Here is a 26,266-nt window from a genome sequence, read left to right on the forward strand (position 1 = left end):
ACAGGGCTTTTACTTTCAGCTTGCAGTTGTTTTAGAACAACACGCCCTGGCTGCGCAGGTAGTCGTCATAGGTGCCGCTGAAGTCGACCACGCCGTCGGCGCTGAGCTCGATGATGCGGGTTGCCAGGGACGACACGAACTCACGGTCGTGGCTGACGAAGATCAACGTGCCCGGATAGTTTTCCAGCGCCAGGTTCAGCGCTTCGATGGATTCCATGTCCAGGTGGTTGGTCGGTTCGTCCATCACCAGCACGTTCGGCTTTTGCAGGATCAGCTTGCCGAACAGCATGCGGCCTTGTTCACCACCGGAGATGACCTTGACCGACTTGAGGATCTCGTCGTTGGAAAACAGCATGCGGCCCAAGGTGCCACGAACCAGCTGCTCGCCACCCTGGGTCCACTGGCCCATCCAGTCGAACAGGTTGACGTCATCTTCGAAGTCATGGGCGTGGTCCTGGGCGTAGTAGCCCAGTTCCGCGGCGTCGGTCCATTTCACGGTACCGGCATCCGGTTCCAGTTCATTGACCAGGGTGCGCAGCAAGGTGGTCTTGCCGATGCCGTTCGGGCCAATGATCGCCACGCGCTCACCGGCTTCGACGGTGAAGCTGAAATCCTTGAACAGCGGCTTGCCGTCGAAGCCCTTGGCCATGCGTTCGACGATGACCGCCTGGCGGTGCAGCTTCTTGGTCTGCTCGAAACGGATGAACGGACTGACGCGGCTCGATGGCTTGACCTCGGCCAGCTGGATCTTGTCGATCTGCTTGGCGCGGGAGGTGGCCTGCTTGGCTTTCGAGGCGTTGGCCGAGAAACGGCTGACAAATGACTGCAGTTCGGAAATCTGTGCTTTCTTCTTGGCGTTGTCCGACAGCAGCTGCTCGCGGGACTGGGTCGCCACGGTCATGTACTCGTCGTAGTTGCCTGGGAACAGACGCAGCTCGCCGTAGTCCAGGTCCGCCATGTGGGTGCAGACACTGTTCAGGAAGTGACGGTCGTGGGAGATGATGATCATCAGGCTCGAACGCTGGGTCAGTACGTTTTCCAGCCAGCGGATGGTGTTGATATCCAGGTGGTTGGTCGGCTCGTCAAGCAGCAGCACTTCCGGGTCGGAGAACAGCGCCTGGGCCAGCAGCACACGCAGTTTCCAGCCTGGCGACACTTCGCTCATCGGACCGAAATGCTGCTCGATGCCAATCCCCAGGCCCAACAGCAGTTCACCGGCGCGAGATTCGGCGGTGTAGCCGTCCATCTCGGCAAATTCGGTTTCCAGCTCAGCCACGGCCATGCCGTCTTCTTCGGTCATTTCCGGCAGCGAATAAATGCGGTCGCGCTCGGCCTTGACCTTCCACAGCTCTTCGTGACCCATGATCACGGTGTCGATCACGGTGAATTCTTCGTAGGCGAACTGATCCTGGCGAAGTTTACCCAGGCGCACGTTCGGTTCGAGCATCACCTGGCCGCCGGACGGCTCGAGGTCGCCGCCGAGGATTTTCATGAAGGTCGACTTGCCGCAACCGTTGGCGCCGATCAGGCCGTAGCGGTTACCCGCGCCAAATTTGACAGAGACGTTTTCGAACAGTGGCTTGGCGCCGAACTGCATCGTGATGTTAGCTGTAGAGATCAAAGGTTTATCCTGCGGAACATTCAGAGTAGCTAAGGGTGCGGCAGTACCTGTTCAGTACCTGTTTGCGCAAGTCCCGACCGCTCAAGCGGCTTGGCGGTCACTGGCGCAAGGGTCCATCCGGCATATAGAGGACAGCTGCATACGGAGCGCCTGGCCCGAGTGGATATGCGCCGAAGCCGGGATTGCCGGTGTCAGCCAGAGGGGGCGCTTGATAGTTGGCGGCGATTGTACTGATCTGGCCGCGTTAACGATAGGGTGTAACCCAGGCAAGACAGTTTTTCACAACGCAGGGATAACTTTAAATCGCCAACTGTGGCTAGAATGCCATCTCACTCGACGCCATCTCCCTTGCCGCTTGGCTGGCCCCGGAGAAGCAGCCTGTTCACTTCTGGACCCTGACCGAATCCGTGAAGCTCATTATTGTCGCAATCTACGTACTTTCCATTGGCTATGTGCACCTGCGCGGGCGCGTGCGGCATAAATTCGGGCGCCAGTTGAGCGATCACTCATCCTTCCTTGCGCCGATCAATTGCCTGCTCTACCTGTGTTCGAAACTGCCCAACAGGCCTTTCCTGAGCCCGGCCCAGTTTCCCGACCTGAGCCCCTTGCAGGCCCATTGGGAAGAGATCCGCGCCGAAGGCCAGAGCCTGCTGCACGCGGGGGAGATCAAGCGCTCCGATCAATATGACGACGTGGGCTTCAACTCGTTTTTCAAGACTGGCTGGAAGCGCTTCTACCTGAAGTGGTATGGCGACAGCCATCCCTCGGCGATGAAGCTGTGCCCGCGCACCACCGAACTGGTGCAGAGCATCGGCTCGATCAAGGCCGCGATGTTCGCCGAGCTGCCGCCGGGTTCGAAGCTGGTGCGTCATCGCGATCCGTATGCCGGGTCTTATCGCTACCACTTGGGGCTGCAGACACCCAACGACGCTGGCTGCTACATCAATGTCGATGGTGAGGCCTATCACTGGCGCGACGGCGAGGCGGTGGTGTTCGACGAAACATTCATCCATTACGCCGAGAACACCACGGCGCAGAACCGCATCATCCTGTTCTGCGACGTGGAGCGGCCGATGAGATTTCGTTGGGCCACCGCCTTCAATCGCTGGTTCAGTCGTACCGTGATGGCCGCCGCGGGCGCGCCGAATGACGCCGGGGACCGGACCGGTGGCCTGAACCGGGCGTTTTCCCGGCTGTACAAGATCCGCCTGCAAGGCAAAGCGCTGAAAAAGCGCAATCGCAAGCTGTATTACCTGCAGAAATGGGCGTTCTTTGGCGGCCTGCTGGCGATCTTCATCTGGATCTGAACGGTTCAGTCGCCCGGTTTTTCAGCCTCCAACTGTTCCCACATCTTCGCCGTGATCCGTTGGCGATGGTTGTAGCCTTCCCACGGATCGGCGCCCAGGCCCTTGGCCCGTTCCAGCGCGGTATGGATATCCCATTGCTGCGCGTTGCGCAGGCCGGCGAGTTCGTCCCGGGCGATCGGTACCGAAACCGGCAGGCCCGGCCGGGCACGCACCGAATAAGCGGCGACGGTGCTGGCACCGCGGGCGTTGCGCAGGTAGTCGATAAAGACCTTGCCCACGCGGTTTTTCGGGCCCATGGTCGCGGTGATCCGTTGCGGCATCTGCCGGGTCAGGAACTGCGATATGGCCTTGGCAAAGGCCTTGGTGACGTCCCACCCCTCGCTTCGCGCCAGTGGCACGATGACGTGCATGCCTTTGCCGCCGCTGGTCTTGAGAAACCCCTGCAAACCCAGTTCGTCGAGTACTGACAGGGTCATGCGCGTCGCGTCGAGCATGGCGTTCCAGGGCAACGACGGATCCGGGTCCAGGTCCAGCACAAACAGATCGGGCGTCTCGATCCGGTCATGGGTCGCCGTCCAGGTGTGCAGTTCCACCGCGCCCATCTGCGCCGCGCCGACCAGGGCATGGATGCTGTCGATTTCCATCAAAGCCGCATGGCCCGGGTCCAGCGCCGGATCGAGTTGCCTGATATGGGGGATTTCCAGGCGATCGGCGTGCTTCTGAAAAAACAGCTCCTCGCCAATCCCTTCCGGCGCCCGTACAAGGGAGACCGGCCGCAACTTGAGATGCGGCAGGATCCAGGGGGCGATGTCCAGGTAATACTGGGCCAGTTCGGCTTTCTGCACACCGCTGACGCTGTCGACGACGCGGTCCGGGTGGGTGATGACCACGCCGTCGACTTTCGCGGTGTCGGCCTTGCCGCGGCGTTTGGGCTTGGCGGGCGTGGCTTTGATGGGCATGGGTTGTTCACGCGTCACCCGACTGACCTGCCGGTCGCCGGGCAGATCGAGGAACACCGCCTGGCGCACCAGCCCGTCGCGGGTCCATTCGGCAAATTCGATTTCGCAGACCTGCGTCGGCTCGACCCAATGCACGCCGCGCGCCGGTGCGCCTTTGAGCGGCTGGTCGAGTGGCGACGTTTCACGTTCCAAGGCACATAGCTGTTCATGCAGTTGTTTGAGTTGGGATTGGCTGAAGCCCGTGCCGACCCGGCCGGCATAGACCAGCCCCGACGGCCCGTTGACCGCTAGCAACAGTGCGCCGAAGCCGTTGCGCGTGCCTTGCGGGCGGGTGAACCCGACGATGACGAAGCATTGGCGCAGCCGACATTTGAGTTTGACCCAATCGGCGTTCCGTCCCGAGGCATAAGGGCTGCCCAGACGCTTGCCAACCACGCTGTCCAGTGACAGGGCGCTGGCGCTTTCGAAGATGTCATGCTGGCTGGCGGAAAACGCCTCGGAGAACCGCAGGCGCTTGCTGGCGTTGCTCTTGAGCGCATTTTTCAAGGCTGCGCGGCGTTCTTCAACCGGTTTGTCGCGCAGGTCGACGCCATTGAGAAACGGTGCGTCGAACAGGAAATACAGCATTTCGACGCTGCGGCCGATCTCGAAGGCCTGGCGCAGGGCAGGGAAGTCGGAATGCCCGGTCTCATCGAGCAGCACCAGTTCGCCGTCGAGCCAGCTGTCGCCCAGATTCAACTGGGCCAGGGCGTCGGCGTGCAGCGTGAGGCGATCGGTCCAGTCCGCATGGTGGCGATTGAACAGCCGGACCTCGCCGTTCTGGATGCGCGTCATCAACCGGTAGCCATGAAACTGCACTTCATAGCGCCACTCACCGGCCGGCGGTTGCTCCACCGGTGTCGCCAGCTGCGGCGACAGACGTTCGGGGATTCGCCCCGTGTCGGTCTGCGCATTCCGGCGGGTGCGGCTACGAGTCGTTGGTTCATCCGCCTCCACGGCGGACAGGCGGGCATATTCACTCTCGGCCTTGGCCATGACAGATTCCCTTGTATTACAGGCGCCCGGGGGTTAGCCCCGGGAGGCCTTGGTGGCTTTTTTAGCAGGAGCGGATTTGCGCGTCTTGGTCGATTTTGCCGCAGGCTTTTCGGCAGGCTTTTCCGCCGTCTTGCCCTTGCCGCCGAGGCTGCGCTTGAGCAGTTCGGTCAGGTCGATAACGTCGGCGGTTTTGCGCTGTTCTTCGCCGGGGTCGGTTTCCACCGCTTCGAGCCGGCCTTCGGTGGCTTTTTTCTCCACCAGTTCCATGATCTTTTCCTGGAAACTGTCGCGATACTCCTGGGGTTCCCAGTCGCCACTCATGTCTTCTACGAGCCGTTTGGCCATGTCCAGTTCGCCCTTCGCCAGCGTCGGGTTGGTGACTTCGTCGCCCAGTTCCAGGACGTCGAGTTCGCGGACTTCGGCGGGCCAGCGCAGCAGCACCAGCACCAGGGCCGATTCCAGGGGCATCAGCGCCGCCAGGTGCTGGCGGGTATGCATCACCACATTCGCCAGCGCGACTTTGTTGGTCTTGAGCAGGGTTTCGCGCAGCAGGGCGTAGACTTTGCCACCACGTTTATCAGGTGCGAGGAAATACGGCTTTTCGATGTTCTGCAGCGGGATCTCCTCGCTGTCGACGAAGGAAAAGATGTCGATGGTCTGGGTGGACTTGGGGTGGGCGGCGCGAATCTCCTCTTCGCTGATCAGCACGTATTGGCCTTTCTGGTATTCCACGCCTTTGACGATGTCGTCCTTGGTCACCTCCTTGCCGGTAACCTTGTTGACCCGCTTGTAGCCCACCGGGTCCATGCTGCGTTTGTCCAGCCAGTCGAAATCCACGCCCTGGGACGCGGTGGCTGACACCAGGGCCACGGGAATGTGGACCAGCCCGAAACTGATTGCGCCTTTCCAGATAGCCCGTGCCATGGTGGAGTTTTCCTTGCCGGTGAATAGTCTCTCTGGTGACCCTTGGGTCTCTGGAAAAGTTTCCACCGGGCGCCGGCTGGCTGCGGTTGGGGTGCTCCAGGGGCGCTGAGTTGGAGACGCCTGGTTACATCTTCATGAGGATATTTTGCTTAACAACGGCGAACCTGCGGCGTAGCGTATTTTCGAAATGCGGGTGCCGTACCCATGAAATCAGGAAGGTCTCGATGAACAGACTGATACTCGCCACTCTGGTGCTGCTGACGGCAGCCACTGCCCAGGCGGCTACGCCCGGCGCCGATCCAGTACTCGTGGCGCAGAACCTGCCGGGCAACAACAATCCCTACAACAGTCCGATTCGCCGGGCCAACCCGAACAGCATGCAGGGCACCCAGCCCAACGTGCCAGGCATACGGAACAACCCGACGGTTCCGGTTCCCCGACCGCCGACCCTGGAGAATGGCGGCATCGGCAACGGCTACCCGCGTTCCGGACCGCCATCGGGGTCGCCACGCCCCACCATCGAGTCGCCGACGCCTCCCCGGCACACCAATAACGGCAATCGTTGAGACACCGTGCCGATCAACACCACCACAGAAGGAAGTGTGCATGTTGCGTAAAACATTCCTGGCAACACTTTGCGCCAGCGCTGTCCTGGCCCTTTCAGCGCCGGCCTCTGCCGCGCCAGTCCAGCAATTCAAGGCCGAGGACGGCACCGTCGAAGTCACCACGGTCACCCGGGGGCTGGAGCGGCCCTGGTCCGTGGCGTTCCTGCCGGAGCAGCAGGGCATGCTGGTCACGGAGCGTCCCGGTAACCTGCGATGGGTGAAGGCCGACGGGAAATTGTCTGCGCCGTTGAGCGGTGTTCCCGAGGTCTGGGCCAAGGGGCAGGGTGGTTTGCTGGATGTTGTGCTGTCTCCGGACTTCAAACAGGATCGCACCGTCTACCTGTCGTATGCCGAGGCGGGCGAGGATGGCAAGGCCGGCACGGCGGTGGGCCGTGGGCAGTTGTCCAGCGACATGACGCGCCTGGACAACTTCGATGTAATTTTCCGCCAGCAACCCAAGCTCTCGACGGGCAACCATTTCGGTTCGCGCCTGGTATTCGACCGGGACGGCTATCTGTTCATCACCCTGGGCGAAAACAACGACCGTCCGACCGCACAGGACCTGGACAAGCTGCAAGGCAAGATCGTGCGGATCTATCCCGACGGCAAGGTGCCGGACGACAACCCTTTCGTGGGGCAGAAAAACGTCCGTCCCGAGATCTGGTCCTACGGCTTGCGCAATCCCCAAGGCGCCGCGCTCAATCCGTGGAATGGCACGCTATGGGAGAGTGAGCATGGCCCCAAGGGCGGTGACGAGCTGAACATCATCGAGCGCGGCAAGAACTATGGCTGGCCGTTGGCGACTCATGGCGACAACTATTCCGGCGCGCCGATTCCCGAGGCCCAAGGCAAGACCGCGAAGGGTACCGTCGGTCCCCATCACGTCTGGCAGGTATCGCCAGGGCTCAGCGGCATGGCGTTCTACGACAATGACCGGTTTAAGGCCTGGCAACGCAACGCGTTTGTCGGGGCGCTGGTTTCCAGGGACCTGATTCGCCTGGAGTTCGACGGCGACAAGGTTGTCCATGAAGAACGCTTGCTTGGCGAGCTCAAGGAGCGGATCCGCGATGTTCGCCAGGGGCCGGATGGTTTCCTCTATGTGCTGACGGACGACGATGACGGTGCGTTGTACAAGGTCGGGCTGAAGCAATAAGCATGTTATGAAGCTTTTTGTGGCGAGGGAGCTTGCTCCCGCTGGGCTGCGTGGCAGCCCCATGCAGGCAACGCGATGAGCCTGACACACCGAGTGTCCGATCTTGGGGTTGCTTCGCAACCCAGCGGGAGCAAGCTCCCTTGCCACAGGATCAAAAGCGTCAAAGGATCACGGAGGCCGGGATTTCCATTGACTTCCCGGCCCCTCGCGGCTAGTTTCCAGCCATGACTTCCACCGCACTGCGCAGCCAGCCAAGCATTATTACCGCCATTCCTTATCTGGCGGGCTAGCTGACGACTGCACCCAACCCGCCCTAGAGGCGGGTTTTTTCTTTCTGTCTCCAGGGCTTTACCCAACCAGGAGACAGCCATGACCCCAACCAGCCCCGAGCAGACGCTGCTGGAGCACTACGTCAAGAAGATCCTTGCCGCTGCGGTGTACGAACTGGCGGTGCCCACGCCGCTGCAAGCGGCTGCGGCGCTGTCCCAGGCCTTGGGCAATCGAATTCTGCTCAAGCGCGAGGACCTGCAACCGACGTTCTCGTTCAAGATCCGCGGCGCTTATAACAAGCTCGTGCAACTGACCCCCGAGCAACGCAGCCGTGGCGTGATCACCGCATCGGCGGGCAACCACGCCCAAGGCGTGGCGCTGGCGGCTCAAGCGTTGGGTATCTCGGCGTGCATCGTCATGCCGCGCACGACGCCCCAACTGAAAGTACTGGGCGTGCGCAGTCGCGGGGCCGAAGCGTTGCTGCATGGTGAGAGTTTTCCATTCGCCCTGGAATTCGCCCTGGACCTGGCTCGGCAGACCGGGCGGGAATTCGTCTCGCCGTTCGATGACCCGCAAGTCATCGCCGGGCAGGGAACCGTCGCGATGGAGATCCTGCGCCAGCATCCAGGTCAACTGGATGCCATCTTTGTTCCGGTCGGCGGTGGCGGCTTGATTGCCGGGGTGGCGGCTTACGTCAAATACCTGCGTCCGGAGGTGCGCATCATTGGCGTCGAGTCGGAACACTCCGCATGCCTCCAGGCCGCACAGGCAGCAGGGGAGCGGGTGACGCTAGCGAGCGTCGGCACGTTTGCCGACGGCGTGGCCGTCGCGCAGATCGGCGCCCATGGCTTCGATATCTGTCGTTTCTGCGTCGATGAAGTGATCACCGTCAGCAACGACCAGCTCTGCGCCGCGATCCGGGATATCTATGACGACACCCGCTCGATCACCGAGCCGTCCGGCGCCCTGGCGGTGGCGGGGATCAAGCGCTACGTGACGGACAGCGGAGCGCAGGGCCAGACACTGGTGGCGATCAACTCTGGCGCAAACATCAACTTCGACAGCTTGGGCCACGTGGCAGAGCGCGCGGCAGTGGCTGCGTCTTGAGGTGCTCCCGCGCATCATGTTTTTTGAAGTAGCCGACGGGTGCCCGCCCGTGAAGTCGAAATAGTGGCTAATCTCCAGCCTGGCAAGTTGAGCGGCGCGATGCAGTTTGCATGGATAAAACACCGTTTCCTTGCATTTTGCATGGCCGTTGCGTTGGACCTGACTGCTAAGTAATTGATTTGTAACAGTGTCGCTGTACTGATTTACGGGCATATTTTTTGCGAGTTGATACCCGAGTCCGATGACGGGCTCCAACACCAGAAAACGCCAAAATGAACGAACGGCACGGCATTCGAAGTCCTGTCCGCAGGGAAGAATCGGACGAAAATACCGCCGTCGTGAACATGAATTGGCTGCCTCAAAAGGAGAGAGTTGCCATGTTTTTATCTGCCCTCGAAATGCGAAACATCATTGAAAGCAGCCTGCTGCCCAAACGCTCGCAATGCACCTTGTCACCTGATCTGTCCATGACCGTTAAAATCTACGACGACCACCAGACCGACCGCGTGGCGTTGGTCAAGAGCGATATTGACGCCACCAAGCTCACCGGCTGCCGCGCCATCAACGATCTGATTGCGGAACTGCGTACCGAACTCGACCGTGGCCAGGGTCACGGCCACGGGAACTATTTCCACCAGCAACACCGGATGAGCGGGCGTTAAGCACCGCCCGACCTTTGCAAACCTGACGACCGGGTCCGATGTTGTTCGAACCCGGCGTCCAGCTTTCGATTTTTCTCAGACCAATTGCTGCCGATAGGGCAGGTCTGGCCCGACTTTACCGCACGTCAGTGCCGCGGCGCGCATGGCGAAATGCAGCATCTCCCCGATCTGCTCCGCGCTCAGCGAATGCAAACCCTGCACATCGTCCAACTGCTGCTCTGTCAGCCAAGCGATCAGCGCAGCCTGGAACGTGTCGCCCGCGCCCACCGTATCGGCAATCTGGACCGGGCAGGCGGGAAGCGACCATACGCCATGCTGACGGCTGAACACCGTTGCGCCCTGGCCGCCACGGGTGAGGAAGGCCAACTGACAGCGGTGCTCCAGCCAGCCCCCAATTACTTCATGTGGGTCCCGGTCAGGGTAGAGCAGGCTCAGGTCCTCATCGCTGACCTTGATCAGGTCGGCATATTTCACCAGCGTCGCGATCCGTGAACGCCACAACTCGATGTCTGGCTGCGGATTGAGCCGCACGTTCGGGTCGAGGCTGATCAGGCGTCGGCCGCTTTCGCGTTGTACCAGTGCCAGCAGCGTATCGCCCACCGGTTGCACCACCAATGAGAACGAACCCACATGCAGGCCGCGCACTTGCGGGCCCAGCGTCGGCAAATGCTCCGCGCGCAATTGCCGGTCTGCGCAGCCTTCGCCACGGAAGCTGTAGTGGGGCGAGCCGTTGGCGCCGACAGCGACCATGGCCAGGGTGGTGGGGGCCTCGAAGTCCTGGGCAAATTGAGTGCTGACGCCTTCGTCCACCAGTACCTGTTTCAAGCGCCGGCCCAGATAGTCGGTGGACAGCCCGGTAAACAGCGCCGACTCGATCCCCAGTCGACGCAATCCCACCGCCACGTTGAACGGTGAACCGCCGGCGAGCGCCTTGAAATTCACTTGCGAAGCCGGAGTCTGCGCTTCGTTTGCGCTGAAGAAATCAAACAGCGCTTCACCACATACCAGATACATAATTGCCTGCTCTCAAAGGGTTGCGACGTGTTGCCGGTAACGTTCGTAGGCTTGTTGTGACGCCGCGACGTGCGCGGCGACGGGCCGGGTTTCGCTGGCCGGGTCGAGTTTGACGCAGCGCTCGCACAGGTCGGCCAGGGATGTTTGCCCGGCGCCATGACACCACGCCGCCTGGATCGCCCCGCCCAGGGCAGCGGCTTCGCTCTGTTCGGTGCAAATGACGGTAGTGTCCATGATGTCGGCGACGATCTGTCGCCAGACCGGGCTCTTCGAGCCGCCGCCGATCAGGCGAATGCTCTGGGCCTTGAGCCCGTTGGCACGGAGCAGGTCGAGGCCATAGCGCAGGCCGAAGGTCGTGCCTTCGACCACCGCGCGGCAGAGGTTGGCCCGGGTCAGGTTGGTGGTCGTCAGGCCCAGCAGGCTGCCGGTGGCATGGGGCAGGGCGGGGACGCGTTCGCCATTGAGGAACGGCAACATGCACACGCCCTCGGCACCGATCGGCGCCTGGGTCACGAGGGTGTTGAACGTATCGATGTCCAGTTCCAGCAGCTCGCGCAGCGCTCCGGTGGCGTTGGTCAGGTTCATGGTGCAGATCAACGGCAGCCAGCCGCCGCTCGACGAACAGAACGTCGCCACGGATGCTTGCGGGCTGACCACGGGCTCGGCGGCATACGCATACACCGTGCCGGAGGAACCGAGGCTCATGGTGATCACGCCGGGCTGGATGTTGCCGGTGCCGATGGCGCCCATCATGTTGTCGCCGCCGCCACTGGCGACCACCGCGTCGGGGTTGACGCCCAGGTGTGCGGCGATCTCGGGCAGGATCCTGCCGACTGGCTGATGGGCCTCGATCAGCTCGGGCAAGGCCGATTCCAGCCGGCCGCTGGGGTCGATATGGCGCAGCAGCGCGCGATCCCACTGGCGGGTACGGACGTTGAAGTAACCGGTGCCCGAGGCATCGCCATACTCGCTGCAATGGCGCCCGGTAAGCCAGTAATTGAGGAAGTCATGGGGCAGCAGGATGCTGGCGGTCCGCTCGAAAACCTGCGGGTGCTGTTCCCGGGTCCAGAGCAGTTTGGACACCGTGTAGCCCGGCGCAATCACCACGCCGAGGCGTTCCAGGCTGCCTTCTTCACCGCCGAGATGCGCCAGGAGACGATCGTTTTCCGCGGTCGTCTCGGTATCGCACCACAGTTTTGCCGGGCGCAGGACCTGGCCCTGCTCATCGAGCAATACCAGGCCGTGCTGCTGGCCGGAGACGCCGATGCCGAGAATCGACTGGCCATCGACCTTTGCATCCGCCAGCGCTTGCCGAGTGGCCTGGGTGAACGCGTCGAGCCATTGCCGGGTGTCTTGTTCCCGGCGGCCGTTGGCACCGCTGATCATGTCGTGGGCGGCGGCGCCCTGGCCAAGTACCTGGCCGCTGATCGAATCGAGGATCAGCGCCTTGGTGCCTTGGGTGCCGCAGTCGATGCCCAGGAACAGTTGTTGGTTTGCCATGGAAATCCTCGGATCAAAGAGCAGTCGATACAACACCGTGGTAAGGGACAACCTGTGGCGAGGGGATTTATCCCCGCTGGGCTGCGAAGCGGCCCCAAAATTTAGCTGCTGTTGCGGTGTTTCAGGCAGTCTGTCGGGGCCGCTTCGCGACCCAGCGGGGATAAATCCCCTCACCACAAAAGCGGATCGTATCTAGCCTTGATCAGCCAGCACCCGCTCAAGCGTCTTGGTCACCCCTTGCTCGCGCAAGCTGTTGCAGCACCATTCGAATGCTGCCACGAACTCGGGCGAACGGGGGATGGCCGTGCCAAAAATTTCTTCCACTGCAAGCATTCTCTGGGTCACCAGCGCGTTGTCGGCCACCAGCGCCTGGCAGAACGCCGCGCGTGGGTCGGGGATCGAATAGGTCGCGCCATTTTCATCTACCCCTTTGAGGTAAACAGCCCAGGCTGCCACCACCAGCGCCGCGCGGCGGGTCTGGCCGCCGTCGGCGATCAGGCGGTTGATGGTCGGTACGGTGAATTTGGGAAATTTCGACGAGCCATCCGAACACACCCGTTCCAACTGGTCGGCGATGGCCTGGTTGGAAAAGCGCTCCACCAGGGTGTCCTTGTATTCCGTCAGGTCGATGCCCGGCACGGGCGCCAGTTGTGGCGTCACGTCCAGGTCCATGTAGGCGCGGATGTAACGCACGAACAACGGGTCGTTCATGGTTTCGTGGACGAAACGATACCCCTTGAGGAAACCCAGGTACGTCAACGCGAGATGGCTGCCGTTGAGCAGCTTGATCTTCATCTCTTCATAGGGCGAAACGTCATCGGTGAACTGCACGCCGACCTTCTCCCAGGCTGGGCGACCATTGACGAACTTGTCCTCCAGCACCCATTGCACAAAGGGTTCGCACACCACTGGCCAAGCGTCGTCGATGCCATGCTCGTCGTGCAGCTGCAAGCGGTGGGCGCTGCTGGTCATTGGGGTGATGCGATCGACCATGGCGTTGGGGAAGCTCACGTTCTGCTCGATCCATTGTTTCAGTCCGGGGTCTCGCCACGCGGCAAACGCCAGCAGCGCCTTGCGCGTGACGGCGCCGTTGTGGGGCAGGTTATCGCAGGACATCAGGGTGAACGCCGGCGTCCCCGTAGCCCGGCGTTTGGCCAGCGCGGCGCAGAGGAAGCCGAACACGGTCTGCGGTTCGTCCGGATGGGCCAGGTCGTGCTGGATCTGCGGCAGATGGGCCATGAACTCGCCGTTGCTGTCGTCAATGCAATAACCACCCTCGGTGATCGTCAGCGAGACGATGCGGATCTGCGGGTCGGCCAGTTTGTCGATCAACGCCTGGGCGCCATCCTCGGCCAACAGCATGTCGTCGATCGCGCCGATGACCCGGACTTCGGTGTCGTCGGTGTCGCCCAGTTCATAGAGGGTGAACAGGTAGTCCTGGCCAGCCAGATCATCCCGGGCCCGGCGATCTTCGGCCCGCAGGCCGACGCCGCAGATTGCCCAGTCGAGGCCTTCGCCGGTGTTCATCAACGCATCGGTGTAATACGCCTGGTGCGCACGGTGGAAACCGCCGACCCCGATGTGGGCGATGCCCTGGCGGCGGTCGCCCAGGTTGTAAGCGGGCAGGGCGACCTCGGCGTTGAGGTTGTGCAGGTTCTGTCGGTTGAGTTTCATCGCAAATCTCGGCAATCAGGCGGCAGCGCGCAGCGCGCGGGAAACCGCAACGCCTTCGGCATCGAATAAGTGGCAGTGTTCGGCGTCCAGGTGCAGCTCCAGTTGCTCGCCGAAACGGCTCGCCAGGTCACCACGCACGCGCATGGTCAGGGCTTCGCCGGAGGCGGTGACGACGTGGCAGAAGGTGTCGCTGCCCAGGCGTTCGCTGACATCGGCGGTGACCCGCAGCGTGCAATCACCCGGCTGCGCCAGGTTCAGGTGTTCCGGACGAATCCCCAGGGTTACCGCGCCGCCGACGCTCAGGTTGGCACCGCTGCGCGGCAGGCTGATGCGGGTGCCGGCGTCCAGCAGCACTTCACAACCCTGGCCGTCCAGGCCGGTGACCTTGCCCTTGAGAAAACCCATCTTCGGCGTGCCGAGGAACCCGGCGACGAACAGGTTGGCCGGTTGGTGATACAGCTCCAGCGGCGAGCCGACCTGCTCGATGCGACCGCCGTTGAGCACCACCACCTTGTCGGCCAGGGTCATGGCTTCGACCTGGTCGTGGGTCACGTAGATCATGGTTGCCTGCAACTCTTTATGCAGGCGCGCCAGTTCCAGGCGCATCTGCACGCGCAGGGCGGCGTCGAGGTTCGACAGGGGCTCGTCGAACAGGAAGATTTTCGGGTTGCGCACGATGGCCCGGCCGATCGCCACGCGCTGGCGCTGGCCGCCGGACAGCTGCTTGGGCTTGCGCTCCAGCATCGGCCCCAGTTCGAGGATGCGCGCCGCTTCGTTGACTTTCTTTTCCACCTCGGCCTTGGGCACACCGGCGAGGTCGAGGGCGAAGGACATGTTCTTGCGCACGCTCATGTGCGGGTACAGGGCATAGGTCTGGAACACCATCGCCAGGTCGCGCTTGGCCGGGCTGACTTCGGTGATGTCACGGCCGTCCAGCTCGATGGTGCCGTCGCTGACTTCTTCCAGGCCGGCAATCAGCCGCAGCAGCGTGGACTTGCCACAGCCCGAGGGGCCGACGAAGACCACGAATTCGCGGTCGTTCACTTCAAGGTCGATGCCCTTGATGATGGAGAAGCCTTCGAAGCCTTTTTGCAGATTCTTGATTTTCAGGTTGGCCATGATGATGGGCCTCCATTTCTGATGACTGTGTAGGGCGCGTTACTTCACCGCGCCGAAGGACAAACCGCGCACCAGCTGTTTCTGGCTGATCCAGCCGAAAATCAGGATCGGCGCGCAGGCCAGGGTCGAGACGGCGGACAACTTGGCCCAGAACAGGCCCTCGGGGCTGGAATAAGAGGCGATCAGCGCCGTCAGCGGCGCGGCTTTGGACGAGGTCAGGTTGAGCGACCAGAACGCCTCGTTCCAGCACAGGATCAGCGACAGCAGCACCGTGGACGCCAGGCCGCCCTTGGCGATCGGCAGCAGCACGCGGACCATTTCCTGCCACAGGGTGGCACCGTCCAGGCGCGCGGCTTCGAGGATGTCGCGCGGGATGTCCTTGAAGTAGGTGTAAATCATCCAGACCACGATCGGCAGGTTGATCAGCGTGTAGATGATGATTAGCGCGAGGCGCGTGTCCAGCAGGCCGAACTGCTTGGCCAGCAGATAGATCGGCATCAGCACGCCCACCGGCGGCAGCATTTTGGTGGAGAGCATCCATAGCAGCGTGCCTTTGGTGCGCTGGGTTTCGTAGAACGCCATGGAGTAGGCCGCCGGCACCGCGATCAGCAGGCACAGGGCGGTGGCGCTGAAGGAAATCACCACCGAGTTCCAGGCGAAGCTGAAGTAGTTGCTGCGCTCGTTGATGTGCAGGTAGTTCTCCAGTGTCGGCGCGAAGATGAACTGCGGCGGCGTGGCGAAAGCGTCGATTTCAGTCTTGAAGCTGGTCAGCACCATCCAGAAGATCGGAAAGAAGATCAGGATCGCGATGGCCCAGGCCAACGTGCCCAGCAGCAGGCTTTGCAGGCGACGGGATTGTTGAAGAGTCATGGCGACGGCCTCAATGCTTGTCGGTGAGGTTTTTGCCGATCATCCGGACCAGGATGATGGCGGCGATGTTGGCGATCACCACGGCAATCAGGCCACCGGCTGACGCCATGCCGACGTCGAACTGCACCAGCGCCTGGTTGTAGATCAGGTAGGCGAGGTTAGTGGAGGCGTAGCCAGGGCCACCGTTGGTGGTGGTGAAGATCTCGGCGAACACCGACAGCAGGAAAATCGTCTCGATCATCAGCACCACGGCAATCGGACGCGCCAGGTGCGGCAGGGTCAGGTGCCAGAAAATTGCGATCGGTCCGGCACCGTCCAGGCGCGCGGCTTCTTTCTGTTCCTGGTCGAGGGACTGCATGGCGGTCATCAGGATCAGGATCGCGAAGGGCAGCCATTGCCACGACACGATGATGATGATCGACAGCAACGGGTAATGCGCCAGCCAGTCCACCGGCTGGGCACCGAAGAGTTTCCACACCGAGGCGAGGATGCCGGAGACCGGATGGAAGATCAGGTTCTTCCAGATCAGCGCGCCGACGGTGGGCATGATGAAGAACGGCGAGATCAGCAACACCCGCACGATGCCGCGACCGAAAAACTCGCTGGCCTCCAGCAACGCGCTGATCAACACGCCGAGCACGATGCTTATCAGCAGCACGCTGCCCACCAGCAGCAGAGTATTGGTGGCGCCGGGCATGAAGCCCGAATCGGTCAGGAAATAAGTGAAGTTCTCCAGCCCGACGAATTCGTTTTCGCCGGGGTAGAGCAGGTTGTAGCGGATCATCGAGAAATAGACGGTCATGCCCAGCGGCACGATCATCCACAGCAGTAACAAGGCGACCGACGGGCTGACCAGGAACCAGCCGGGGTTGGCCAGGCGGATCTTGCGGGCTGGCGGAGCTATTTCGATGGGAGCTTTGACTGTTGTCGTTGAGCTATTCATGAGCGCTTACTCTTATGCGACACATTCCCTGTGGCGAGGGAGCTTGCTCCCGCTGGACCGCGCAGCGGGCCCATGCCGATAGGCAATCTTTCTGATCGCCAGGGCGGGCTTTGCCCGCCAGCGGGAGCAAGCTCCCTCGCCACAAATGGATATTTACAAGTCTTTACTTTGGATACCCGGCGCGTTTCATCTCGCGCTCGGTGGTGGACTGCGCGGCGGTCAATGCCTGGTCCACGCTCTGCTGGCCGGTCAGCGCGCCGGAGAAGAACTTGCCGACCTGGGTGCCGATGGCCTGGAATTCAGGAATGGTCACCAACTGAATGCCGATGTAAGGCACGGGCTTGACCGTCGGTGCTTTCGGGTCGGCGACTTTCAACGACTCCAGCGTCACCTTGGCAAACGGCGCGGCCTTCATGTACTCGTCGCTGTAGGTCGAGGCGCGGGTGCCTGGCGGTACGTTGGCAATGCCATCGGTCTTGGCGACCAGTTGGCCGTATTCCTTGGACGTTGCCCAAGTGGTGAAGACCTTGGCCGCGTCCTTGGCTTTGGAACTGGTCGGGATGGCCAGCGACCAGGAGTACATCCACGAAGTGCCCTTGTCGGTTTTTTCGTGGGGGGCGAAGGTGAACCCGACGTGATCGGCCACCTTGCTCTGGGTCTTGTCGGTCACGAACGAACCGGCGACGCTGGCATCGACCCACATCGCGCACTTGCCGCTGTTGAACAGGGCCAGGTTCTCGTTGAAGCCGTTGCTGGACGCGCCCGGCGGGCCGGATTTCTTCATGTTGTCGACGTAGAAGTTCAGGGCGTCCTTCCACTCAGGCCCATTGAACTCCGGTTGCCACTTCTCATCGAACCAGCGCGCGCCAAAACCGTTGGCCAGGGTCGTGATCAGCGCCATGTTCTCGCCCCAACCGGCCTTGCCCCGCAGGCACAGGCCATACTGTTCCTTGGACTTGTCGGTGAGCTTTTGCGCGAATTCACCGACCTGGGTCCAGGTCGGGTGCTCAGGCATGCTCAGCCCGGCGTTCTTGAACAGGTCCGTGCGGTAATAGGTGATCGAGCTTTCGGCATAGAACGGCAGGGCGTACAACGAGCCCTTGACCGACAAGCCATCGCGCACGGAAGGGAAGACGTCTTCCAGGTCGTAGGACGCCGGCAGGTCCTTCATCGGCTCCAGCCAGCCCTTGGCTCCCCACAGTGCGGCTTCGTACATGCCAATGGTCAACACATCGAACTGTCCACCCTGGGTGGCGATGTCCGTGGTCAGGCGCTGGCGCAGGACGTTTTCTTCGAGCACCACCCAGTTCAGCGTGATGTCCGGGTGCTCGGCCTCGAAAGTCTTCGAAAGCTTTTGCATGCGGATCATGTCGCTGTTGTTGACGGTGGCAATGGTCAGGGTTTGCGCGCCGAAACTGACGCTGCTGAGGGTCATGCAGGTGGAGACAAGCAGAGCTTTTACCGAAGGTTTCATCGCGCACTCCTTTTCCGCGCCCACGGGCCGCAGAAGGACAGTTATTGTTTTTGTGTCTTCCGGATGAGAGGAAGAATGTGCGCTGATTACAGCCCTCAATGGATTGCATGACAAATCATTCGTCGCACTTTTACTGATACTTTTTTGCACTCAAGAGCAGGCAAGGTAGAGATCAGGCCTGGTTCTGCTCGGTCAACCGCTGCACCGCCAGCCGCCGGTAGTGCGACGGGGTCATGCCCTTGAGTTGCTGGAAGCGTCGGTTGAAGTTGGAAATATTGTTGAAGCCCGACTCGAAGCACACATCGGTCACTGGTTTGTCGCCATCGGCCAGTAGCTCGCAAGATTTGCTGATGCGCAGGCGATTGACGAATTCGATGAAGCAACGCCCCGTGGCTTGCTTGAAAACCCGGCTGAAATAGGTGGGTTTCATGCCCAGGTGCTCGGCGACTTCTTCCAGGGGCAACTCCCGGGCGTAATGGGCAAAGATGTAATCCACCGCGCGGTTGGTGCGGTCGATGCTGTGCTCGTCCGCCGCGTGTGGTGTCGTGGCGCCCGAAAGCAGCTGGAAGTCGTCGCAGGCCGCCAGCAGCTCCATCAGGATAAAAAAGTAGCCCAGACGGCTCATGCCCTGGGCGTCGGCGATGCGTTGCATCAACGTCATGGCCTGGCGGATGGTGCGCTTGCAGCGAAATTCGATGCCGTGCTGGGCACGCTCCAGCAGCGGTGCCAGGGTCTTGAGCTCGGCGAACACCTGGTTGCCGCTTTCAAACAGCTCATCCGTGAAGTTCACCAGCATGTCGCGCTTGGGCACCACTTCGTCCTCGGCCACCTGGCTGATCCAGTTGTGGGGCAGGTTGGGGCCGGTAAGGAACAGCGACTGCGGAGAAAAATTGCCGATGTAGTCGCCGATGAAGACCTTGCCCGAACTGGCGACGATCAGGTGCAGCTCGTATTCCTTGTGGAAATGCCAGCGCACCAGCGGGCAAGGAAAGCCGTGCTGGCGATAGATGATGGACAGCCCGTTGTGGTCGTCCATCAACTCGTAGGAAGGGTCGGTGACTCTGGCTGTTCGGGTCATGGGCCTGGCGCTTTTATTGTTATCGCCGCTGGATAATGCCCCCTTCGCCGCGCAGGTTCCAGCCCCGGGACAAAGGCCGGTCAGCTGTTGCGGTTCTTCTCTTCGATCCACTGCGACATGTACTGGGTGCTCTTGTGCTGGTGATGGCGCAGCATGCTGCCGGTGAAGTTGTTCCGGCGTCGGCGCGCCAGATCGGCACGACAGGCATTGATGCTGTCGATCAGCGCCGGGCCGTGCACCTGCCGGCGAAAGCGCGCCGCCAGCAAAGCCAGCCCGGCGTCCTGGGCATCGGCCCAGCGTGCCTGATCGCTATACAACTGTACGGCGGCGCTGGCAATATCCTCGGCGCTCTGCGCGATGACACCGGGCCAGGGCATGCCGGCGTGCATGGCTTCGGCACCGATGGGCGTGGTGACGCTCGGCGTGCCGCAGAGCATGGCTTCGATCAGTTTGCCCTTGATACCGGCGCCGAAACGCAGGGGGGCCAGGCAGATGCGCGCCGCGGACATGACCTGCAAGGCATCCTCTGCCCAGTTCATGATGTGGAAGCCTTGGGCCAGGTTATGCAGCGCTGCGGCCTTGGGCGGGGTATAGGCGCCATACAGGTGCAGCTGTGCACCGGGCAGTCGCTGGCGAATCAGCGGCCACACGGCATTTTTCATCCAGAGTACGGCGTCCCAGTTCGGTGCATGGCGGAAATTGCCGATGCTGAGGAAGTGCGCCCGTTCTTCGAAAGGTACGAAGGCTTGCTCAGGCAGGTCGAGCATCAATGGGCACCAGAGCAACAGCTCACGGGGCACCTTGAAGTGCTCCACCAACAGTTCGATCTCGACTTCGGACACCATCAGGTTCAGATCGCATCGATACAGAGCGGCAATCTCGCGCTTGGCCAGGTCGGTGTCGGCCATCAGCTCGAATTCTTCGCGCAGGGCGGGGGCGAACAGGTCGCTGAAATCCTCACAGGTTTCATCGGCTTTCAAGCGATCCTTCAAGCGCTGATGCCGCGCGTGGCGCAGGCTTTGCAGGTCGGAAGTTTCCAGCACGCGCAGGGCGTCGGGGCAGTGCTTCTCGACTCGCCAGCCAAACTGTTCTTCCATCATGTACTGGTCGAACAGGACGACATCGGGCGCGAGTTCGCTGATGAATGCGTCAAAACTGCTGCTATTTAGCTCGATCGGTACCTCGCGGATGCCCAGGGCGATCAGGTCGGCGCGGTTTTCCCCGGGCCTGGCGGGGCTGCTGAAAGTGATGTCCCAGCCTTGCCCGAGAAAAGCCTCCAATAACTGCATGACATGCCCACCGGCCGCCGATGAGCGTGGCTCGGGCCAGACATAGCCGATCACCAGGACTTTGGTGGCGGTGGGATGAGACATGAGGGACATTCCTTGAGGCGGGTCAGGCGCGGTCGGCGCGCGGGGCGCCGATAGTGACCAAGAATGCGCCTGGGCTCAAGAAAGAATCTTTTTGACCTTGTCGCGCAGTTGGTCGATGGAGAAGGGTTTGCCGATCACGTTCATGCCTTCGGGCACATCGATGCTTTCGGCATAACCGCTGGCGAACAGGATCGGCAGCCCTGGCCTGGCCAGTTGGGCCCGTTTCGCCAGTTCGCGGCCGTCCATGACCGGCAGGCCGACGTCCGTCATCATCAGGGCGATGGGCTGAGCGTCATCGTTCAGAAACTCAAGTGCCTGCTCGCAGCCGTCAGCTTCCAAAACCTTGTATTCCAGTTCTTCCAGGACATCGACAATCAACATGCGCACGATGTTGTCGTCTTCGACTACCAGGATGGTGGAGGGGGTGTCAGAAGCGGGGACGGACATAATAGACTTCTCGGAAGATGGAATCGGTAGGGGCGCGGCAAAAAGTAGCCGTATGCATGAGTAAGTAGCGAAGCGGTACAAGTTCCCGAGGTTGTACAAGAAAGGATCTATAGTACAAGAGCTGACAAGGATAGTCGCATCCTTATGACCCGGTCGTACCGTCAGGAAATTGTGGCATTGCCTTGTCAGATGTGTGGATCCAACCCGTATTTTTGGGCAAACTCCATCGTCTTCAACTGTCCACCAAGGCCTTTTCCATGACTCCTTCGTCTTCGGTCGACGAACAAAGTTTTCGCAAGCTCCTGAGCCGCAATATCAGCCTGCCGCTGGGCATGGGGGCACTCAGCGCGGTGTTTTTCATCGTGTTGATCACTTATCTGCTGTCGGTGATCCAGTGGGTCGGGCACACCGATCGCGTCATCAACAATGCCAATGAAGCGCTGAAGCTGAGCGTCGATCTGGAAACCGGCATGCGCGGTTACCTGCTGAGCGGCGACGAGCATTTCCTCGACCCTTACGAGGTGGCCAAGCCGCGCATCGCCGTGGCCCTGGATACATTGTTGGAACTGACAGCCGACAATCCCGTCCAGACCGATCGCCTGCGTAAGGTCCAGGCACTGCAGACGGAATGGGCCAACTATGCCCAGAGCATGATCGACCTGCAGCGCAGCAGCGGTGATTATCGCGGCGCGGTGAAGAAGGGGCGTGGCAAACGGTTGACGGACGAGATCCGCACGACCTTCGAAGACATCGTCGAAACCGAGCAGCAGTTGCGCGCCGAGCGCAACGAGCAGGTGCGTACCACCACGCTCTGGAGCATTGCCCTGTATTTGCTCTTCGTCGCGGCCATCAGCGGGTTGCTGGCCTACGTAGGGCGGCGCGATCTGTTGGCCCTGTCGAGCAACTACAGCGCGAGCCTGAAAGTCCAGCAAGAAAGCGCCCTGCATCTGGAAAAGCAGGCGTGGTTGCGCAACGGCCAGACTCAACTGGCCGAGCAGGTGCTCGGCCAACTGACGCTGAATCTGTTGGGGCGCAACATCCTGCAGTTCTGCGCCCAGTACCTGGGCAGCGTTGTTGCCGCACTGTATGCGCGGGAAGAAAACGGCGTGCTCAAGCGCATCGCCACCTATGGCATGTCCCGGGAAGACGACGAACAGCACCAGATGGTCATGGACGGCGAAGGCATCGTCGGGCAGGCCGTGCGCCAAGGGCGGCTCATCCTTCTGGATGACGTGCCACGCGATTACCTCAAGGTCAGCTCAGGGCTGGGCCAAGGGTTGCCCAACTGCGTGATGGTGGTGCCGACCCGTGACGACGACCGCATCAATGGTGTCATCGAGCTGGGCTTCCTGCGCCCCCTGGCCGGGCGGGACATCGAGTTGCTGGAACTGGTTGCCGGCAATATCGGCACCTCCATCGAGGCGGCCCGTTACCGTCAACGTCTGCAGGAAGTACTGGCCGAAACCCAGCAGCTCAACGAAGAGTTGCAGGTGCAGCAGGAAGAACTCAAGACGGCCAACGAAGAACTCGAGGAACAGTCGCGCATTCTCAAGGAATCCCAGGCCCACCTGGAAGCCCAGCAGCAGGAGCTGGAGCAGACCAACGAGCAATTGGCCGAGCAGCGCGACGCCATGGACCAGAAGAACAGCGAGTTGAACCTGGCCCAGATCCAATTGCAGGAGCGCGCCGAAGAGCTGCAGCGTTCGAGCAAGTACAAGTCCGAATTTCTCGCCAATATGTCCCATGAGCTGCGCACGCCGCTCAACAGTTCGTTGATCCTGTCCAAGCTGCTGGCGGAGAACCCGCAGAGGAACCTCAGCGACGAACAGGTCAAGTTTGCCGAGTCGATCTACTCCGCCGGCAATGACTTGCTGAACCTGATCAACGACATCCTGGACATTTCCAAGGTCGAGGCCGGAAAACTCGAGGTGCGCCCGGAAAACACCAGCGTGCCTCGCCTGGTCGAAGGGCTGCGGGACATGTTCAAGCCGCTGGCGGCCGACAAGGGCCTTAGTTTCGAGGTGCAGTTGCAGCCTGACGCGCCGTCAATGCTGTATACCGATCGCCAGCGCCTTGAGCAGGTGCTCAAGAACCTTTTGTCCAACGCGGTGAAGTTCACCGAGCAGGGCTCCGTCTGCCTGACCATCACCGGCCAGCCCGGCTCGGGTATCGCGTTCATGGTGCGCGACTCGGGGATCGGCATCGCCGCCGACCAGCAGCAGAGTATTTTCGAGGCGTTCCGCCAGGCCGACGGCACCACCAATCGGCGTTACGGCGGCACCGGCCTGGGGCTGTCGATTTCCCGCGATCTGGCGACGTTGCTCGGCGGCTCGATCTCGGTCTCCAGCGAGCCGGGGCAGGGCAGTGTGTTCACGCTGGTGATGCCTGGGCGTTATGTCGAGCCAGGGGAGGCGCCTGTCGAACCGATGGCGTTCACCCCGACGACCACTGCCCCGGCCCATGTGCCGCCTCCGACACTGGTCGCCGAGGTGGAAACCCCTGTCCCGCAATTTGCCGATGACCGGGACAAGGCGCCTTTCGCTACCCGTTGCATTCTGGTTATCGAAGACGAACCGAAGTTCGCCCGTATCCTGTTCGATCTGGCCCATGAACTGGGCTATCAGTGCCTGGTCGCCCATGGCGCTGACGAAGGCTTTGACCTGGCCTTGCAACTGAGCCCGGACGCGATCCTGCTGGACATGCGTTTGCCGGACCATTCCGGGCTGACCGTGTTGCAGCGGCTCAAGGAGCAGGCCCAGACCCGGCACATCCCGGTGCACGTCATTTCCGTCGAGGACCGCGTCGAAGCGGCGATGCACATGGGCGCGATCGGTTATGCCGTCAAACCGACGACCCGAGAAGAGCTCAAGGACGTTTTCGCGCGCCTGGAAGCCAAGCTGACCCAGAAGGTCAAGCGCGTGCTGCTGGTGGAAGACGATGACTTGCAGCGCGACAGCATTACCCGGCTGATCGGCGACGATGACATCGAAATCACCGCGGTCGGCCTGGCCCAGCAGGCCCTGGACCTGCTGCGCACGCATGTCTACGACTGCATGATCATCGACCTCAAGCTGCCGGATATGCTCGGCAATGACTTGCTCAAGCGCATGTCCAGCGAGGAGATCTGCTCGTTTCCGCCAGTGATCGTCTACACCGGGCGCAACCTGACCCGTGATGAAGAGGCCGAACTGCGCAAATACTCGCGCTCGATCATCATCAAGGGCGCGCGTTCGCCGGAACGCCTGCTGGACGAAGTCACACTCTTTCTGCACAAAGTCGAATCGCGGTTGTCCCATGAACGACAGCGGATGCTGCAGACCGCCCGCAGCCGCGACAAGGTTTTCGAAGGCCGCAAGGTGCTGCTGGTGGACGACGATGTGCGCAATATTTTCGCCCTGACCAGCGCCCTGGAGGCGAAAGGCGCCGTCGTGGTCATCGGCCGTAACGGTTACGAAGCGATCGAACGCCTGAACGAAGTCGAGGATATCGATCTGGTGCTGATGGACGTGATGATGCCCGAGATGGACGGCTTTGAAGCCACCGCGCTGATCCGCAAGGACCCGCGCTGGCGCAAGTTGCCGATCATCGCCGTGACCGCCAAGGCCATGAAGGATGACCAGGAGCGTTGCCTGGCGGCGGGCTCCAACGATTACCTGGCCAAGCCGATCGACCTGGATCGCCTGTTCTCACTGATTCGCGTGTGGTTGCCGAATATGGAAAGAATCTAGTGGAACGAAACACTGACATCGAACTTCGTTTGTTGATCGAAGCGATCTATCTGAAGTACAGCTACGACTTTCGTGACTATTCCGGCGCCTCCATCAAGCGCCGGGTCCTGCATGCGTTGAATCAGTTCGAATGCAAGACCATCTCGGCCTTGCAAGAGCGCGTACTGCACGACCCGAGCGCGTTCATGCAATTGCTCCAACTGCTGACTATTCCGGTCAGCGAGATGTTTCGCGACCCTGCGCACTTCCTGGCCATTCGCGAGGAAGTGGTGCCGCTGCTCAAGACGTATCCTTCGATCAAGATCTGGATCGCCGGCTGCAGCACCGGTGAAGAGGTCTACTCCATGGCGATCCTGCTGCACGAAGAAGGGCTGTTGGACCGCACGTTGATCTACGCCACGGACATCAATCCGCGTTCACTGGAGAAAGCCAAGCAAGGCATTTTTTCCCTGGAGAATGTCCGGGCCTACACCCAGAATTACCAGCTCGCCGGAGGCCGGCGTTCGTTTGCCGACTACTACACGGCCGCCTACGATTACGCCATGTTCGACAAAACCCTGCGTCAAAACGTGACCTTTGCCGATCACAGCCTGGCGACGGACAGTGTGTTTTCCGAAACTCAGTTGATTTCCTGTCGTAACGTATTGATTTATTTTAATAAAAAGCTGCAAGATCGCGCATTTGGATTGTTTCATGAGTCCCTCTGCCATCGAGGTTTCCTGGTGCTGGGCAGTAAGGAAACACTGGATTTTTCGGCTTTCGGCAAGCAGTTCGAGCCGTTGGTCAAACAGGAACGGATCTATCGCAAGTTATGAGCCCAATGACGGACAGATCCAGGCCCCTGATCGAGGCCATCGTAGTCGGCGCTTCCGCCGGAGGCGTCGAGGCGCTGCTCAACATCTTCACGCCTCTGCGCAAGGGCTTCAGCCTGCCTGTCCTCGTGGTGCTGCATTTGCCCGACGAACGTAACAGCCAGTTGGCCCAAGTGTTTCGTCATCGCCTGGCGATACCCGTCGAAGAAGTCCAGGACAAGCAGGACATACGCCCGGGCACGTTGTATGTCGCAACGCCCGGTTATCACCTGTCGATCGAGGCTGATCGCAGCCTGTCACTGAGCCTTGAAGCGCCGGTGCACCATTCGCGGCCATCGATCGACGTGTTGTTCGAGTCGGCCGCCGATGTCTATGGTCCTCGTCTGCTGGCAGTGGTCCTGACCGGTGCCAACAGTGACGGCGCCAGGGGGCTGGCCAGGGTGAAAGAGCTGGGCGGCATCACCGTCGTCCAGGACCCGAAGGAGGCACAGGTTTCCACCATGCCCGAAGCGGCGCTTACGTTGCATGAGCCCGACCATATCCTAACTTTACAGGGCATCGGCCAGTTGCTGGCCGGGCTGGAATGAACCA

Annotated in this window: 21 protein-coding genes; 8 read left to right on the forward strand and 13 right to left on the reverse strand. The window is 61.2% G+C overall.

Going from position 1 to position 26,266, the window contains the following annotated elements; all coding sequences use genetic code 11:
- Positions 1–31 precede the first annotated feature (31 nt).
- Entirely contained in the window at positions 32–1,621 is a 1,590-nt protein-coding gene (locus tag J3P89_RS11430; RefSeq protein WP_215005954.1) for an ABC-F family ATPase, read from the reverse strand.
- A gap of 407 nt (positions 1,622–2,028) precedes the next feature.
- On the opposite strand from J3P89_RS11430, the gene lpxO reads away from it, so the two are divergent.
- Positions 2,029–2,928, forward strand: a complete 900-nt coding sequence (gene lpxO, locus J3P89_RS11435) for a lipid A hydroxylase LpxO (RefSeq protein ID WP_434697571.1) — start codon at positions 2,029–2,031, stop codon at positions 2,926–2,928.
- 5 nt (positions 2,929–2,933) lie between these two features.
- On the opposite strand, the gene ligD is transcribed toward lpxO, so the two are convergent.
- The gene (ligD, locus tag J3P89_RS11440) at positions 2,934–4,922 is read right to left on the reverse strand and encodes a DNA ligase D (protein ID WP_434697572.1); all 1,989 of its coding nucleotides are present in this window, start codon (positions 4,920–4,922) and stop codon (positions 2,934–2,936) included.
- Between the two features lie 33 nt (positions 4,923–4,955).
- A complete protein-coding gene (locus tag J3P89_RS11445; protein ID WP_434697573.1) occupies positions 4,956–5,846 on the reverse strand; it encodes a Ku protein in 891 nt (296 codons plus the stop codon).
- 224 nt (positions 5,847–6,070) lie between these two features.
- Here J3P89_RS11445 and J3P89_RS11450 point away from each other — a divergent pair, with 224 nt between their 5' ends.
- The 4 genes from J3P89_RS11450 to J3P89_RS11465 all read left to right on the forward strand — a co-directional run bounded on the left by J3P89_RS11450 (position 6,071) and on the right by J3P89_RS11465 (position 9,643).
- Positions 6,071–6,412, forward strand: a complete 342-nt coding sequence (locus J3P89_RS11450) for a hypothetical protein (protein ID WP_434630620.1) — start codon at positions 6,071–6,073, stop codon at positions 6,410–6,412.
- A 40-nt stretch (positions 6,413–6,452) separates the two neighbouring features.
- Positions 6,453–7,604, forward strand: a complete 1,152-nt coding sequence (locus J3P89_RS11455) for a PQQ-dependent sugar dehydrogenase (RefSeq protein WP_434697574.1) — start codon at positions 6,453–6,455, stop codon at positions 7,602–7,604.
- Positions 7,605–7,973: 369 nt separating this feature from the next.
- Positions 7,974–8,981, forward strand: a complete 1,008-nt coding sequence (gene ilvA, locus J3P89_RS11460; protein ID WP_434697575.1) for a threonine ammonia-lyase, biosynthetic — start codon at positions 7,974–7,976, stop codon at positions 8,979–8,981.
- A 377-nt stretch (positions 8,982–9,358) separates the two neighbouring features.
- Positions 9,359–9,643, forward strand: coding sequence for a DUF1652 domain-containing protein (locus tag J3P89_RS11465; RefSeq protein ID WP_434605157.1), 285 nt, complete (start codon positions 9,359–9,361; stop codon positions 9,641–9,643).
- Between the two features lie 75 nt (positions 9,644–9,718).
- Here J3P89_RS11465 and J3P89_RS11470 read toward each other — a convergent pair whose 3' ends face one another.
- The 10 genes from J3P89_RS11470 to J3P89_RS11515 form a co-directional block, all read right to left on the reverse strand.
- On the reverse strand, positions 9,719–10,657 hold the full coding sequence (locus J3P89_RS11470; protein WP_434697576.1) for a carbohydrate kinase family protein: 939 nt from the start codon (positions 10,655–10,657) through the stop codon (positions 9,719–9,721).
- Positions 10,658–10,669: 12 nt separating this feature from the next.
- On the reverse strand, positions 10,670–12,157 hold the full coding sequence (xylB, locus tag J3P89_RS11475) for a xylulokinase (RefSeq protein WP_434697577.1): 1,488 nt from the start codon (positions 12,155–12,157) through the stop codon (positions 10,670–10,672).
- Between the two features lie 192 nt (positions 12,158–12,349).
- A complete protein-coding gene (locus J3P89_RS11480; RefSeq protein ID WP_434697578.1) occupies positions 12,350–13,831 on the reverse strand; it encodes a mannitol dehydrogenase family protein in 1,482 nt (493 codons plus the stop codon).
- 15 nt (positions 13,832–13,846) lie between these two features.
- Positions 13,847–14,950, reverse strand: a complete 1,104-nt coding sequence (locus tag J3P89_RS11485) for an ABC transporter ATP-binding protein (protein WP_434600949.1) — start codon at positions 14,948–14,950, stop codon at positions 13,847–13,849.
- Positions 14,951–14,989: 39 nt separating this feature from the next.
- A complete protein-coding gene (locus tag J3P89_RS11490) occupies positions 14,990–15,820 on the reverse strand; it encodes a carbohydrate ABC transporter permease (protein ID WP_014338173.1) in 831 nt (276 codons plus the stop codon).
- A gap of 10 nt (positions 15,821–15,830) precedes the next feature.
- Positions 15,831–16,763, reverse strand: a complete 933-nt coding sequence (locus J3P89_RS11495) for a carbohydrate ABC transporter permease (RefSeq protein ID WP_434630638.1) — start codon at positions 16,761–16,763, stop codon at positions 15,831–15,833.
- Positions 16,764–16,926: 163 nt separating this feature from the next.
- Positions 16,927–18,237 (reverse strand): ABC transporter substrate-binding protein, encoded by a 1,311-nt coding sequence (locus tag J3P89_RS11500; RefSeq protein ID WP_434697579.1) that lies wholly within the window; start codon positions 18,235–18,237, stop codon positions 16,927–16,929.
- Between the two features lie 172 nt (positions 18,238–18,409).
- Positions 18,410–19,315 carry an AraC family transcriptional regulator gene (locus J3P89_RS11505; protein ID WP_305500721.1) on the reverse strand — a complete coding sequence of 302 codons (906 nt, stop codon included), beginning with the start codon at positions 19,313–19,315 and terminating at the stop codon, positions 18,410–18,412.
- Positions 19,316–19,395: 80 nt separating this feature from the next.
- A complete protein-coding gene (locus tag J3P89_RS11510) occupies positions 19,396–20,688 on the reverse strand; it encodes a glycosyltransferase (protein WP_434697580.1) in 1,293 nt (430 codons plus the stop codon).
- A gap of 75 nt (positions 20,689–20,763) precedes the next feature.
- Complete coding sequence (locus J3P89_RS11515; RefSeq protein WP_434573892.1) at positions 20,764–21,135, reverse strand: response regulator; 372 nt, start codon at positions 21,133–21,135, stop codon at positions 20,764–20,766.
- Between the two features lie 257 nt (positions 21,136–21,392).
- Here J3P89_RS11515 and J3P89_RS11520 point away from each other — a divergent pair, with 257 nt between their 5' ends.
- Genes J3P89_RS11520 through J3P89_RS11530 form a run of 3 tightly spaced genes read left to right on the forward strand, consistent with a single transcriptional unit; the run spans position 21,393 to position 26,262 of the window.
- Positions 21,393–24,863, forward strand: coding sequence for a response regulator (locus tag J3P89_RS11520; protein WP_434697581.1), 3,471 nt, complete (start codon positions 21,393–21,395; stop codon positions 24,861–24,863).
- The gene (locus tag J3P89_RS11525; RefSeq protein ID WP_434573896.1) at positions 24,863–25,678 is read left to right on the forward strand and encodes a CheR family methyltransferase; all 816 of its coding nucleotides are present in this window, start codon (positions 24,863–24,865) and stop codon (positions 25,676–25,678) included. The genes J3P89_RS11520 and J3P89_RS11525 overlap by 1 nt, the downstream gene beginning before the upstream one ends.
- Positions 25,675–26,262 carry a chemotaxis protein CheB gene (locus J3P89_RS11530; RefSeq protein WP_434697582.1) on the forward strand — a complete coding sequence of 196 codons (588 nt, stop codon included), beginning with the start codon at positions 25,675–25,677 and terminating at the stop codon, positions 26,260–26,262. The genes J3P89_RS11525 and J3P89_RS11530 overlap by 4 nt, the downstream gene beginning before the upstream one ends.
- Positions 26,263–26,266: the final 4 nt, after the last annotated feature.

This window comes from Pseudomonas sp. Z1-14 (assembly GCF_051132005.1).
Classification (GTDB): domain Bacteria; phylum Pseudomonadota; class Gammaproteobacteria; order Pseudomonadales; family Pseudomonadaceae; genus Aquipseudomonas.

What these genes read in the sequence shown, in the direction of transcription:
- xylB (WP_434697577.1), bottom strand. Translation starts at nt 12,157, where the DNA reads ATGGCAAACCAACAACTGTTCCTGGGCATCGACTGCGGCACCCAAGGC.
- J3P89_RS11530 (WP_434697582.1), top strand. Translation starts at nt 25,675, where the DNA reads ATGAGCCCAATGACGGACAGATCCAGGCCCCTGATCGAGGCCATCGTA.
- J3P89_RS11520 (WP_434697581.1), top strand. Translation starts at nt 21,393, where the DNA reads ATGACTCCTTCGTCTTCGGTCGACGAACAAAGTTTTCGCAAGCTCCTG.
- J3P89_RS11490 (WP_014338173.1), bottom strand. Translation starts at nt 15,820, where the DNA reads ATGACTCTTCAACAATCCCGTCGCCTGCAAAGCCTGCTGCTGGGCACG.
- ligD (WP_434697572.1), bottom strand. Translation starts at nt 4,922, where the DNA reads ATGGCCAAGGCCGAGAGTGAATATGCCCGCCTGTCCGCCGTGGAGGCG.
- J3P89_RS11450 (WP_434630620.1), top strand. Translation starts at nt 6,071, where the DNA reads ATGAACAGACTGATACTCGCCACTCTGGTGCTGCTGACGGCAGCCACT.
- J3P89_RS11510 (WP_434697580.1), bottom strand. Translation starts at nt 20,688, where the DNA reads ATGTCTCATCCCACCGCCACCAAAGTCCTGGTGATCGGCTATGTCTGG.
- J3P89_RS11500 (WP_434697579.1), bottom strand. Translation starts at nt 18,237, where the DNA reads ATGAAACCTTCGGTAAAAGCTCTGCTTGTCTCCACCTGCATGACCCTC.
- ilvA (WP_434697575.1), top strand. Translation starts at nt 7,974, where the DNA reads ATGACCCCAACCAGCCCCGAGCAGACGCTGCTGGAGCACTACGTCAAG.
- J3P89_RS11495 (WP_434630638.1), bottom strand. Translation starts at nt 16,763, where the DNA reads ATGAATAGCTCAACGACAACAGTCAAAGCTCCCATCGAAATAGCTCCG.
- J3P89_RS11480 (WP_434697578.1), bottom strand. Translation starts at nt 13,831, where the DNA reads ATGAAACTCAACCGACAGAACCTGCACAACCTCAACGCCGAGGTCGCC.
- J3P89_RS11470 (WP_434697576.1), bottom strand. Translation starts at nt 10,657, where the DNA reads ATGTATCTGGTATGTGGTGAAGCGCTGTTTGATTTCTTCAGCGCAAAC.
- J3P89_RS11485 (WP_434600949.1), bottom strand. Translation starts at nt 14,950, where the DNA reads ATGGCCAACCTGAAAATCAAGAATCTGCAAAAAGGCTTCGAAGGCTTC.
- J3P89_RS11505 (WP_305500721.1), bottom strand. Translation starts at nt 19,315, where the DNA reads ATGACCCGAACAGCCAGAGTCACCGACCCTTCCTACGAGTTGATGGAC.
- J3P89_RS11445 (WP_434697573.1), bottom strand. Translation starts at nt 5,846, where the DNA reads ATGGCACGGGCTATCTGGAAAGGCGCAATCAGTTTCGGGCTGGTCCAC.
- J3P89_RS11465 (WP_434605157.1), top strand. Translation starts at nt 9,359, where the DNA reads ATGTTTTTATCTGCCCTCGAAATGCGAAACATCATTGAAAGCAGCCTG.
- J3P89_RS11455 (WP_434697574.1), top strand. Translation starts at nt 6,453, where the DNA reads ATGTTGCGTAAAACATTCCTGGCAACACTTTGCGCCAGCGCTGTCCTG.
- J3P89_RS11515 (WP_434573892.1), bottom strand. Translation starts at nt 21,135, where the DNA reads ATGTCCGTCCCCGCTTCTGACACCCCCTCCACCATCCTGGTAGTCGAA.